Genomic DNA, 12530 nt, shown 5'->3' with positions numbered 1-12530 from the left:
GATTCAGACGGGATTTCGCCCGTCATTTCTGAGGCTTACGGGAACGATGCGTTTCGTCTGCGACAGCTGCCGCGCGCAGTACATGATCAGCGACGACAAGGTTGGCCCGAAGGGGGTCAAGCTTCGTTGCAAGAAGTGTGGTCACACCATCCTGGTGAGGCCCGCCGGAGCATCGGCGGCGAAGGAGGGCGGGGCGGAGGCCTCCGCGTCAACGGAGGCAAAGAGCAGCGCGGATGCGAACGCGCCACGCATCGTGGAGTCGTCCGGCACGGGCTTGCCCGCCACGCTGGGCACGCCGCCGGAGGGCGGCCTCTTCACGGACGTGGAAGAGGATGAAATCGGCGCGGTCTTCGACCAGGTCCTGAGCACGGGTTCGCAGAAGCTCAAGGCCGCGGAAGCGGAAGCGGAAGCCAAGGCCGCGAAGGCGGAGGCCGTGCGCAAGCTCGCGGAGGCTGAATCCGCCGAGCCGACGGCGGAGGAGAAGGCCGCCGCCACTTCGCACGAGTGGTACGTCGCCATCGATGAGAAGCAGGTCGGCCCCTGGTCCGTGGAGAAGGTGAAGGACGCCTGGGACCGCGGCGAGGTGGGCCCGGACAACCTCTGCTGGCGTTCGGGCTTCAGCGACTGGATTCCCCTGTCGGAGACGGCGGAGCTGGCGTCGGTGCTGGCGCCGCGTCCCGCCAAGCCGGTCATCGTCGCGCCCGCGCCGGTGTCCACGTCGTCGCCGACGCTTCCCGCCGGTCCGGTGGAGTCCGCCTTCAGCGCGGGCAGCAACCGTCCGGGCACGGGCGGCGGTTCGACCGCGCCGGATGAGCCGGTGGGCTGGAAGCCCTCGGCCGCGAGCGTGCTGGCCTCGCTGGTGAAGGAGGAGAACGACGCCCTCAGCAAGCCGCCGCCGCGTCCGGCGCCGTCGCTGGAGCGTGAGCCTGTGTCGCAGGCGCGCCTCCTGGACGTGCCCATGCCGCCGCCGGAGCCGGTGTCCTCCCCGTCGATGCCGGGGGCCATGATGGCGGCCGCGCCGGGGATGGCAGCGCCCCAGGCCTACGTGCCGCAGCCGCAGCAGGGCTACGCGCCCCAGCAGCCGGTGCAGCAGTACGCGCCCCAGCAGCCGGTGGCCTATGCGCCGCAGCAGGCGCAGATGCCCTATGGACAGCAGCCGCAGGGCTATCCGCCTCCGGGGTATCCGGCGGCCTATCCACCGCCTGCCGCGGCACCCGCGGGCGGCAAGGGCCGCACGGGGATGATGGTCGCGGTGACGGCGGGTGTGCTCGTGATGGCGGGCGCCGCGGTCGTCTTCGTCGCGCGCGGCAATTCGTCCGAGCGCCCCACGGAGGCTCCGGTCCAGGTCGCGACCGCTCCGACGCCCAAGGCGGAGATGCCGCCCATGCCGCCGCCTCCCGCGGCGGTGCAGACACCTCCTCCGGCGGCGGTCCAGCCCGCGGCGACGCCGACCGCGCCTGCCGCGACGCCTGCGGAAGGCACGGCGGTGACCGCCGCTGCGGGGACGCCTGCCGCTGCTGGCACCGTGCCGGCAGTGGGGGGCACGCCTCCTCCGGCCGTGGCGGCGGCTCCGGCCGCCGCGGTCACTCCGCCTCCGCCCGTGGCGGCGGTTCAGCCTGCGGCGACGGCACCCAACATGGGGACGGCGGTGGCGCGGGTGGATACGCGCAACCATCGCAAGACGGGCTCCAGCGGAAGCCGCGGCTCTCAGCGGGATGAGGACGATGGGGATGCGATCACGGTGTCGAAGCCTGCGGCTTCGTCGTCGTCCTCTTCCTCGTCGAGCTCCGGTGGTGGGGATGACGACTTCGACGAGCTGTTCGGCACGAAGAAGCCGGCGGCCACGAAGCCCGCGAGCAAGCCGACAGCGACGGCGTACATCCCGCCCGAGCCTGGCGGCGGCACGCTGGATCGCCTGCAGCAGTCGGACATCATGCAGGTGGTGCTGAACAACAAGCCGGCCATCGTGAAGTGCGTGAACGAGCAGAAGCAGAAGGACCCGTCGCTCAGCGGCAAGCTGGTGATGCGCTGGACGGTCCAGCCGAGCGGCAAGACGACCTCCGTGTCGTGCCGCACGGACGAGTTCCGCTCGAGCTACATGGCCACGTGCATCACGGGCCTCATCAAGAGCTGGTCGTTCCCGAAGCACCAGAAGCAGGGCGACCCCATCGACTTCCCGTTCACGTTCTGAAATCCAGGACCGACATCGCCGTCACATATGACGGCGATGTCGCTGTGTGGTGCGTCTGGATTGTGCGCTTTCGTGAACAGTGAATTTCCCTGGGTGGCAGCCGTGAGAAGGTCGGTCGACACTCGTTGACACGTCTGGAGCGAGGGGACTAAAGCCCGCTCGACTTCAATCCCGGTGTCTGGAGTCAGGTGGCCGGAGACACCGGGTGACGTAACCAATCCAGGAGGAAGTTCCGAATGCAGCTGCGCAAGATGATGGTGATGCTCGCCGCTTTGAGCTCGATGAGCCTGGCCCTGACGGCCTGTGGCGATGACGCGACGACGGCGGAGACCTGTACGTCGGACACCGACTGCTCCTCCGGTTTCTGTAACACGGCCGCGGGCGTGTGCATGGACACCTGCGACAGCGGCTCTGACTGCCCGGACGCCGAGAAGAACTGCGCCGTGCTGGCCGGTTCGAGCAACACGACGCAGAAGGTCTGCCAGTGCCAGACCAACCAGCTGTGCAACGCGGATGACTCCACCAGCCTGGTCTGCGGCACCGTGTCCAAGCGCTGCGAGGAGCCCGGCTCCACCCCCGAGGGCTGCACCAAGGACGCCGACTGCGGCGCCGGCAACACCTGCAACACCACCACGGGCGTGTGCAGCCCGGCCGCGACGACCTGCACCGGTGAGGGCAAGGCCACCTGCTCGTACGGCAATGCCTGCTACAGCGGCACCTGCTCCGCGCCCGCCGCCCCGACCTGCGAGAACTACCAGAACTTCACCAACAAGGCCGCGCTGGGCACCACGGGCCCGATCATCTTCAAGGTCGCGACCGGCACCGCTACCACGGACACGGCCTTCTGCGGCAACACCTCGACCAAGCGCGTGAAGATCACCATCTCCGCGTACGCCGACACGGCCTGGCCCGCAACGTCCGCCGGCCTGAACGGGTTCCTCTACGTCCTCGTTAACGGGACCACGCAGGCTCCGTCGATCAGCTCCTCCTCTGGCAACTACACGGTCTCGGGGAACCGCGCGGACATCGTCGCCAATCTCTGCGTGCTGCCGTCGTCCACCACGGCCTCCCTGGGCTACTACTTCACGGGTGGCAACTTCGCCTGCCACCAGGCCAACTACTAAGGCCTGGATGCCGGGCCCCTGACGTATCCAGGGGACACGATCCACCGAAGTCATTGGAGCCCCGCCCAGGAATCAGGGGGCGGGGCTCTTCGTTTCTTCCGCGGTCAGGACATCCAGGGGTTTGGTGGAGGCTTCAATCCGCGAGGATGTCCCATGAATTTCAGTCGGTTTTTCTCCGTCATGTCTGGTGCGCGCTGGGGCGTTCCGGCGACTTCAAAAGGAGACTCCATGCAGTCCAAGAAGCTGATGCGGATGTTCACCCTGGGCCTGGCTCTCGCATCTCCGGTGGCTTTCGCGGGAGACACCACGACGCAGTTGGTGTGTCCGGAAGGCACCAAGCAGTCCGGCTCCAAGGAGGACGGGCTGTTCTGCCGTAAGCCGGAACTGGCCGGCGGAAGCTTCGTCGCGCACGGCCCCTACCGCTCGTTCCACGCGAATGGCAAGAAGGCGGCGGTGGGCCAGTACTTGAACGGCCTCAAGACGGGAACCTGGTTCTTCTTCGACGAGGCTGGCAACGAGTACGACAAGATTGAGTTCCGCGAGAGCAACTACCACGGCACCCGGACGCTCTCCTTCGCGAGCGGCAAGCCCCATCTCATCGAGCACTACCAGAACGGCTTGAAGGATGGCGTGTTTCAGGAACTGAGCGAGGACGGCAAGGTCGTCCGTGAGAGCCGCTTCGAGAAGGGCAAGGAAGTCGCCGCCAGGTAGACTGGCGGACGTGGTCAAGAGGGCCCCAGCCTGCTTTCCAGGCCGGGGCCCTTCGCATTGCGGGGGCTTTCCCTTGGCGCTCCAGCCAGATAGGAACGACGCTGTGAAGGCCCCCTCCCTCGTTCCAGTCCTCCCCGCCATCCCTGTCCGCACGGTGCCGGAAATGGGGTTGCGTGAGCTTGAGCGCATCCGACTCATCCTGAGAGGCGGCTCCGTCATTGACTGGCGGCGCATGCACTTCCAGACGCGGGACGAGGTAGACCGGTTCCTACGACTCTGCCAGCTCGACGTGTCGCGGCCCTACGACGATGCCTGGGCCCGTGTGGTGCTTTCCGACGCGGTGGAGTACCTGCGGAAGACTTTCGACTACCGGGTCGCTGACGCCGTGGCCCAACCGGAAGAAATCCATGACCTCTTCCTCTTCGCATCCGGGGCCAAGGGGCTTGCCCGCTACCGGCGGATTGCCTGCATCGTCCTGAAGGTGATGCACGTCATCCAGCACATCGAAGGGCGCGACCTGCTCTTCCGGCTGGCCGCCTCCGAGGCCGAGCTGGCGGAGATGGTCACGGAGAAGGTGCTGGGCGTCGCCCGTGAGATGAAGGAGATGGGGCTCCCCATCGTGGAGTTCGCCCACTCCATCAAGACGCGGGACTCCCTGGTCACGAAGCTGATCGCGAAGAAGGAGACCGTGGCGGCTCAGGTGTATGACCGCACGCGGTTCCGGGTCATCACCCGCAAGCGGGAAGACCTGTTGCCGGTCCTCTACTTCCTGACGCAGCGCTTGTTCCCCTTCAATTTCGTTGTCCCGGGGCAGACGGAGAACACGCTGTTGCCGTTCAAGGGGCTCCTGGAAGAGAACCCTCACTTCGAGCAGTTCATCCCCCAGCTCCACCTGGACCGGGACTTCGAGGACCGCGAGGACCGGACGGGGAACGCCTTCTCTGGGACTTCCTACCGGGTCCTCAACTTCGTCGTGGACCTCCCTCTGCGGATGGACCCCTATCTGCCTCCGCCTGAAAGCGACACGCGCCCCCGAAAGGGGCGGGTCACCTTCGCGCTCGTCGAGTTTCAAATCGCGGACGAAGAGACGGCCCGGCGCAATGAGCTCGGTGACAACGCTCATGAAAGCTACAAGCGCCGGCAGAAGCGGCGTGTGCTCAACCGTCTGAGCCGTGGACTTGTCGTGCCAAAGCGTCAGGGCTGAATCGCCAGCTTGTCGCGTGCACACACGGTTGCCAGGAAGTGACTGGCGAAACGCTTTACGGCAATGCCCTGAATTATCAGCTCAGGGCGTAGCCGCATCCATGCCGATATGCCACTTCCTCATGGAACCGCTTACGAGGCGGTGACGCAAATTTCGCTGCCGCCAACAAAGAAGAACCCGGCGGTATAGCTTGTGGTTCTAGACGGAAGACAGAGGTTGATGTCGAACGTGATGTGCTTTCGATCGCTTGTTGTTGTGATGTTCTGAAGGGCTGAGGCGTTGAACTCAATTCCGGAGGGAGCGACGAAGTAGAATCGTTGGGAAAACCCTTCCAGTGCAGTCGGCAAGTCCGCGGATGGAGCGTATGCCTTGAGGCGGAAAGTGACCCGCGTCGGCGCGTAAGAGGTGCAGAAGATGGTGTCGGGGGCAAACCTGATTGCCCTGGCGTCATAAATGACTGGGCCGGTTGACGTGTTGGCATCCCAGTTTCTGCCGTGGAGTTCGAAGTTGCTACAAGTCGGATAGGGGACTCCGGTGCACCTGCTGGTGCTTATCTGGCAGTAATCCCCGTAGTTGCATATGGAAGGCTGGCCTTCGGATTTGAAGCATGTTTCTCCGAGCCCAGCTTCTTGGGAGAGAATGTCCATGCTGTTTGACGGCGCATCTTCCGAATGGGGACCGCAGCCTGCGATGACGAGAATTGCCGAAGTCAGGAGTGCCTGTGTGGTGTTTTTATGGACTGTCATGGGATTTTGTGCGTCGTGAGGTTGTTGTGAAAGCTTACGGATATTCGTAGGTGACCCACAGCGTGGCCAAGATAGGGTTGTCATAGGAGTCTGAATAGATCTGATCCTTGACTGGGTCGCCATTGTTGGGCGTTTCGAACCGCAGTCGGTATTGGGTCCGCTTGTTCCGAAGATTGCGGTTTCCCCAATCCTGGGTGGTCCATGTCGTGACGTCGAAATCGCCCCGAAGTGGCTTGTCGGATAGGGAAACAACGACAGCCGGCGCCAGCGCGACTGCATGATAGTCAGCCACAGTCGACGGGTTCGGTCCGCTGAACGAAAGCTCGATGACGTCTCCGACATCTACCGGTTCAAGGAGAAGAGGGCCAAACTTCGAGAGCGGGTCTCCAATGATCATGCTGACGGGCCACTTCAGTCTGGAGGAAACCACCCGGGTCAGGTTATCGGGAAGTTTGTCGAGCTGAAAACCCAGGAAGAGCCGATCAATATTGGCTCCACTGTCATCTCCCACCCATGCGACGTTGTAGTAGTGGGTTTGAAGGAAGTAGCTTGGAGCGCCTAGGGAGCCGCTGGTCTCAGGTTCGAAGTCAATGATTGCCGTGTTGAGCCGGATGGCCCGGAAGTTCATTGATGTCTCGGTAGACAGCGCATTGCCTGCCGTATCCCGGGCTGAGTTGGATATGCGCCAAGCTACGCTGACCCCATAGGCAAACTCGCTGGTGGGGCTGAAGCTCACTTCCGTACTGGTTGCATTCCAAGAAAATTCTCCAGGCGTGAATCCAGCTGGGGTCGTGAAGGAAACGGCTGCCTCGGTTGCGGCCCTGCTCATGGGCTCCGAGAAGGTCACCTTGATGGTGGGTTTGCGCTCAAGCCCAATGGCGCCGCTGCTGGGTGTCGTCGAAAGAACCGACGGTGGAGTCGTGTCCGGCTGCGGACCTGCGGTTGTGAAGCTGACGGAGTTGACGCCTTCAAGCGCGTTTCCTGCCGGGTCCGTACCCTGAACTGTCACCGTGTACGTCGTGTCCTCGGCGAGGGGTGACTGCGTTTGGAACGTGACCTGCGTATGGTCTTCTGCCCAGACCAGCGCTCCCGGTGTCGCAGGCGGAGAAAAGGAAACTTGCAGCGTAGAGGGTTGCACGGGCTTGGAGAAGGTGAACCCAAGCGCTGAATCAATGGGAACCCGAGTGCTTCCATCCGCGGGAGCGGTGGTCCGCAACCGGGGACCTTGTTGAACGACGGTGCCTGCGTCCTGGAGCGTTCCTGCATCCTCGTTCGCGCCCGGTGCAGGATCGTCAAAGGGAGGAATCTCCACGCAGGCCGAAAGCAGTGCGAGGAGAAGCAGTAGATTGCGTGGGGGAAGTACGCGGGGATTGGGCATGGGGGCATGTTCTGCAAGGCCGGGTCCGGGGCCGGTCCCGAGGAAGGACACTGCCATACCCGTCCAGGGATCAGGACTGGCGTCCGGAGCCAGAGGCGCTGGAAAAATGCCTGCCCGCCGCCCCCTGGTTCGGGTGGGGGCATGCGGATAGGGAACTGCGATGGAATCGGCGGGCTACTTCTTGCGATGCCACTTCATGTTTACGTCTACCTGCTCGTCCAAAGCGTGGCAGGCGAAGTCGCGCAAGAGGCGATGGTTGCGGAAGCGTAGTGGGCGTTGCAGTTTGTTGTGGGATATCACGCTTTGAGCTGGTCGGTGTGCGCCCGCGTATGCAGGGGTCTTCGTCTATCCCTGCTTGTTTTGAGCGCCATTACGAGGCAGTGGCGCAAATCTCACTTCCTCCGATAAAGAAGAAGCCGGCAGTATAGCTTGTCGTCCCAGTTGGAAGGCAGAGATTTACGTCAAATGTGATGTTCTTGCGGTCGTCTGTTGTTGTGATGTTCTGGATCGCCGATGCATTGATCTCGTTTCCGGTGGGAGTGACGAGATAGAATTGATTGGAGAACTCCTCCCTTGAGGATGGTAAGTCTGAAGTTGGCGCATAGGCTTTGATTCGGAATGTTAGCCGCTTCGGCGCGAAAGAGTTGCAGAAGATGTGGTCTGGTTCAAACCTGAGTGCGCTGGCTTCATAGATGACTGGACCGGTCGATGTGCTGGCGTCCCAAGTGGTTCCATGAAGCGTAAAGTTATTGCAACTGGGGCTCGGTGCAGGCGTGCACTTGCTGGACGATGTCTGGCAGTAATCACCATAACCACAGCCCGCCGGTTGGTAAGCATTCCTGTGGCATAGCCCCTCAAGGGGGGCTGTCTGTGTGCTCTCTTGTGTGTGGTTTGGTGTGGTTTCCGTTTGGGGTGAGGGGCCGCATGCGTTGAGCGCGAGAACCGCCGCGAACAGTTTTGCCGGAGTTGTTTTGCTCATGGGATGATTTTTGGTTGGGATTGAGTGATTGCGTGTTGTGGGAGTGTGTGTAGGGGTTTGGTCGGGGGCGGATTTCGGGTTTGCGTATTTGTGGTGAATTGGTGCTGTTTGTGTGCTTGGAAATGAAGTCTCAGTGTTTCTATTCATTGAGGCGGCGGATGTAAATATCTGCTGCGTTGGCGTCTTCTTCGAGCCACGCAATCAGGGGTCGGCCATTTGAGTCCATTGTGACGGATGGCTTGGATGCTGGAGTGCCCGTGCTTGTCAAGGCATTGAGTGGCTGAGCAATGGGCTGCCAGCCGCCAGCGACCCAGCGGCTGACGAAGATGTTCCGCTCGGCGCCGATGATGCCACTCCATGCCAGGATATAGGAGGTTCCCGTGCTCATGGCAAGCGCGGGCTGGGTATTGCCTGTTGAGGATGTGTCGAGCGTTTGCGGTGAGGTCCAGTTCGTGCCCTCCCACCGAGCCCATTGAATCCTGCCATCCGGCGATGGGGTCGAAGAGGATTCAGTCCAGGCGACCCAGGGGCGACCATTGCTGTCGACGGCAGTCGATGGACTCGATGAACTCCTTCCTAGGAGTTGACCTCCCATTGGACTTGAGTCGTTCTCGGAAATGCCAATGAAGACTCCTTCGTCATAGGTGCTGGTGTCCCGGATGCTATAGGAGATGAACGTGCTGCCTAGGGCCGTCGCCGTAGAGAATGAGTACACGCGAGGAGCCTGCGAAGGGCGCGGAATGGCGGTGCGCATCCATGATGTACCTCCCGCAGGCAGCAGGTAATGCCCAATCTCTGCAATCCCCTCATTGCTATTGAGGGCGTAGATGTGCAATTGCCCGTTCAAGTTCGCTGCGAGGGATGGTGCGGAAATGCCCCAATCGCCAGCGAGTGCAGAAATTGTTGGGAGGGATTCCCACCCGGTTCCTGACCATCTGCGAACAAAGATCTGGGGGCTGCCACCGGAGTTGGCCGATTCGCGCCATGCAACAACTGGGCGATTCAGGGAGTCAATCAGGAGAGTGGGTTCGGTTGCGTCTGTTCCTACGCCCGCGAGACCACTCAACCCCCCACCAAGTAGGTCCCAGCTAGTACCTGTCCAACGAGCCACATGAATATTCTTGCTCGTCCCGTCTGACTCTGACCATGTGATGACGGGTTGGGCGGTTTGGTCCATTCTCAGTACGGCGCTCTCCGCGGATGTCTTGCCTGCAACCGCGCTGATCGCTCCGCCCAGCGGCAACCAAGTCGGCACTGTGAAGGTCCAAGCCGGTGCGCTCACCACCCCATTACCCGCCAGGTCCGTGATGGCGCTCGCAGCCGCGGTGAGGTCGACCTGGACGGTGCTCGGTGCGCTCAAGGCACTCAGTGGCGTCACGGTCAGCGTCTTTCCGTCAGCAGAGAGCGCTACGGACTTGGAAATCGCCTCGCCCGCCCCCGTCTTGAGCCCGACCGCCGCCTCCGTCACAGAGAGCGGGTTCATGGGCTCACTGAAGGTCACCTGGATGGAGTCGTGGACTCCCACGGTCGCCGCATCCCGGGCCGGTAGGAAGGACGCCACGGTGGGCGCGGTCCGGTCGACGATGACCGTCCGCGGTGCACTCGTGAAGACAGCTCCGCCACGTGTCGCGCGGATGGATAGCTGGTAGCTGCCCTCTGCCTCCTGGGTGGTATCCCAGGTGAACGAGTAGGGACTCCCCGTGGGCTTCACCAGTACGGCGGCGTCCTTCAGGATTTCCACCTGCTCCGCCGCGCCTCCTTCCACGGTGAACTGAAGGAGCAGGGGGCCTCGTGTGTACGCCTTCCCAGGCGTGGGCACGACCCAGTTCACCACCAGGTCCCCGGGCTTTCCGACCGTCACCGTCAGCGTGGCCTGTTTCGTCACCGACCCGCTCTTGCCCTGAAGCGTCAGGGAGTAGGGCCCAGGCACGGTGCCCGCTCCGACGCGGATGCTCAGCGTCGCGCGCGTTTCTCCCTTGGGCAGGGTGAATGCCTGAAGCTCAATGCCCGCGGGCGGGGAAACAAGGCTCCACGCCACAGCACCTCCCGTGGCCGCGGTCCATGCGAGCTGGACGTCACAGTCCAGCGTCCCTCCCGGTAGGACCTGCTCCTGGGCAGGCGCTGCCGTGAAGGTGAAGTCCGCGTCGGGATCCGTCTGCGGGTCTTCCTTGGGGGGATCCTCCAGCGGCGGAACGTCAATGCATGCGTGGCTCAGGCCGACGCAGCTCAACAACACCAAGAGTCTCAGGTTGGGCATGGGGGCGTGTTCTGCAAGGTCGGGTCCGTTGGGTCCCGAGAGAGAACACTGCCACGGGCGTCCACGGAACAGGACAGGCGTCCGTCCCGGGAGGCGCCGGAAACACGCCTGCCCGCCGCCCCCGTGCTTCGGTGGGGGACGCGCGGGCAGGGGGACCGCTAGCACCGCGGGACGCGGGCTACTTCTTCTTGCGGTTCTTCTTCTTGTTCTCCTTCTCCTTCTTGCGCCGCTCCTTGATGGCGTCGCGGTCGTCCGGCTTGCTCGCGGCCGGGGGCGCGTAGCCCATCAGGCGGGCCTTGGCCATCGCGGCCTGGCCCATGGGGGGCGTGTAGCCCGGGGCGATCTGCGGCAGCTGCATGGGCATGCCTCCCATTCCTCCCATTCCTCCGCCCATCGCCGACATGGCCTTCTCCAGCGCCTTCGGGTCCTTCCCGAACATGCTGCCCAGGTCCATGTTCTTCATCTGGCCCAGCTGCCCCAACTGCTTGAAGCCGGGGATGCGGCCCAGGAGGCCCGGGTTCTGGCCGATGGTGCCCATCACCTGCTGCATCATCCCGAACTTCTGCAGCAGCTCGCGCACCTCCTCCGGCTTGCGGCCACTGCCCTTCGAGATGCGGTTGATGCGGCTGGCGTTGATGATGTCCGGACGCAGGCGCTCCTTCTGCGTCATCGAGTCGTACATCGCCTCGATCTTCGTGAGCTCCTTCTCGTCCGGGTTCAGGTGCTCGGTGAGGTCGCCGAAGAGGGGGAACTTCTCCAGCAGGTCCTTCAGCGGGCCCATCTTGCGGACCATGCGGATCTGCTCGACGAAGTCCTTCATCGAGAACTGGCCGGACAACAGCTTGCGCGCGTCGTCCTCGGCCTTCTTCTCGTCGACGACCTTCTCGAAGTCCTTCATCAGGCCGACGATGTCGCCGAAGCCCAGGATGCGGCCCGCGAGGCCCTCCGGACGGAACTCCTCCAGCTTGTCCATCGACTCGCCCATGCCGAGGAACTTGATGGGCTTGCCCGTCACTTCCTTGATGGACAGCGCCGCGCCACCGCGCGCGTCACCGTCCAGCTTCGTCAGGATGAAGCCGTCCAGCGTCAGGCGCCGGTCGAACTCGGCCGCCGTGCGCACGGAGTCCTGGCCAATCATCGCGTCGCACACCAGCAGGATGGTGTCCGGCTGCACGTTGGCCTTGATGGACTCCAGCTCCGTCATCAGCGTCTCGTCGATGGCGAGCCGGCCCGCCGTGTCGATGAGCACCACGTCGCACTTCTGCTCGCGCGCGGCCGCGTAGCCCCGCTTCGCCAGCTCGGGCGGCTGCACGCCGGGCTCGTGGTAGACGGGGACCTTCAGCCGCTCGCCCAGCACCTTGAGCTGATCCACGGCGGCCGGGCGGTAGATGTCCGCCGCGACCAGCAGCGGCTTGCGCCCCTCCTGGAGGAGCCGGCTGGCGAGCTTGCCCGTGGTCGTCGTCTTACCGGAGCCCTGGAGACCCACCATCATGATGCCGGACAGCTGCCCCTTGGGCTTCAGGTGGAGGCTCGTGTCCACCGGGCCCATGAGGGCCTCCAGCTCGTCGTGGCAGATCTTGATGAAGTGGTCCATCGCGCTGACCTTGCGCTTCTGGCCCCCCGCGTCCGTGACAGCCGTCTGCACCACCTCGCCCACGGCCTTCTCGCGAACGCGGGCGACGAACTTCTTCACCACGTCGAAGGCGACGTCGGCCTCCAGCAGGGAGACGCGGATGTCTCGCAGCGACTCGTCCACCAGCTCGGGGGTGAGTTCGCTCTTGCCGGCGAGGCGGTTCTTGGCGGCCCGGAAGCCCTTGGTGACGGTCTCAAGCATGGGGGGCGCTTTATAACAGCGTCCCGCCGGATGCGACGTCCTCGGAAGCCCCGGCCGTCCAGCAGTGGAGGAATCGAGGGGCTTTCCCCACCACCCGGGATGCCGC

Annotated in this window: 8 protein-coding genes; 4 read left to right on the top strand and 4 right to left on the bottom strand. The window is 63.6% G+C overall.

What is annotated here, in order from left to right; all coding sequences use genetic code 11:
* Positions 1–46 precede the first annotated feature (46 nt).
* From gltJ to D7X32_RS28285, 4 genes are all read left to right on the top strand, one after another.
* Positions 47–2191, top strand: a complete 2145-nt coding sequence (gene gltJ / locus D7X32_RS28300) for an adventurous gliding motility protein GltJ (protein WP_120605680.1) — start codon at positions 47–49, stop codon at positions 2189–2191.
* 236 nt (positions 2192–2427) lie between these two features.
* Positions 2428–3315, top strand: coding sequence for a hypothetical protein (locus D7X32_RS28295; RefSeq protein WP_120605679.1), 888 nt, complete (start codon positions 2428–2430; stop codon positions 3313–3315).
* Positions 3316–3543: 228 nt separating this feature from the next.
* Positions 3544–4026: a toxin-antitoxin system YwqK family antitoxin gene (locus D7X32_RS28290; RefSeq protein WP_120605678.1), complete on the top strand. Its 483-nt coding sequence runs from the start codon at positions 3544–3546 to the stop codon at positions 4024–4026.
* A 103-nt stretch (positions 4027–4129) separates the two neighbouring features.
* On the top strand, positions 4130–5230 hold the full coding sequence (locus tag D7X32_RS28285) for a TIGR04552 family protein (protein WP_120605677.1): 1101 nt from the start codon (positions 4130–4132) through the stop codon (positions 5228–5230).
* A gap of 131 nt (positions 5231–5361) precedes the next feature.
* Here D7X32_RS28285 and D7X32_RS45100 read toward each other — a convergent pair whose 3' ends face one another.
* The 4 genes from D7X32_RS45100 to ffh form a co-directional block, all read right to left on the bottom strand.
* The gene (locus D7X32_RS45100) at positions 5362–5877 is read right to left on the bottom strand and encodes a hypothetical protein (RefSeq protein ID WP_147450303.1); all 516 of its coding nucleotides are present in this window, start codon (positions 5875–5877) and stop codon (positions 5362–5364) included.
* A 133-nt stretch (positions 5878–6010) separates the two neighbouring features.
* The gene (locus D7X32_RS28280; protein ID WP_158625778.1) at positions 6011–7354 is read right to left on the bottom strand and encodes an Ig-like domain-containing domain; all 1344 of its coding nucleotides are present in this window, start codon (positions 7352–7354) and stop codon (positions 6011–6013) included.
* Between the two features lie 1118 nt (positions 7355–8472).
* Complete coding sequence (locus tag D7X32_RS28275; protein ID WP_120605675.1) at positions 8473–10590, bottom strand: Ig-like domain-containing protein; 2118 nt, start codon at positions 10588–10590, stop codon at positions 8473–8475.
* A gap of 178 nt (positions 10591–10768) precedes the next feature.
* A complete protein-coding gene (gene ffh / locus D7X32_RS28270; RefSeq protein WP_120605674.1) occupies positions 10769–12424 on the bottom strand; it encodes a signal recognition particle protein in 1656 nt (551 codons plus the stop codon).
* Positions 12425–12530: the final 106 nt, after the last annotated feature.

The sequence above is a fragment of the Corallococcus carmarthensis genome (assembly GCF_003611695.1).
GTDB classification, from domain to species: Bacteria; Myxococcota; Myxococcia; order Myxococcales; family Myxococcaceae; genus Corallococcus; species Corallococcus carmarthensis.
This window is presented reverse-complemented; position numbering and strand designations above follow the sequence as displayed.

Excerpts from the sequence above, each read along its gene's own strand:
- D7X32_RS28295 (WP_120605679.1), top strand. The coding sequence starts at position 2,428 with ATGCAGCTGCGCAAGATGATGGTGATGCTCGCCGCTTTGAGCTCGATG.
- D7X32_RS28275 (WP_120605675.1), bottom strand. The coding sequence starts at position 10,590 with ATGCCCAACCTGAGACTCTTGGTGTTGTTGAGCTGCGTCGGCCTGAGC.
- ffh (WP_120605674.1), bottom strand. The coding sequence starts at position 12,424 with ATGCTTGAGACCGTCACCAAGGGCTTCCGGGCCGCCAAGAACCGCCTC.
- gltJ (WP_120605680.1), top strand. The coding sequence starts at position 47 with ATGCGTTTCGTCTGCGACAGCTGCCGCGCGCAGTACATGATCAGCGAC.
- D7X32_RS45100 (WP_147450303.1), bottom strand. The coding sequence starts at position 5,877 with ATGGACATTCTCTCCCAAGAAGCTGGGCTCGGAGAAACATGCTTCAAA.
- D7X32_RS28290 (WP_120605678.1), top strand. The coding sequence starts at position 3,544 with ATGCAGTCCAAGAAGCTGATGCGGATGTTCACCCTGGGCCTGGCTCTC.
- D7X32_RS28280 (WP_158625778.1), bottom strand. The coding sequence starts at position 7,354 with ATGCCCAATCCCCGCGTACTTCCCCCACGCAATCTACTGCTTCTCCTC.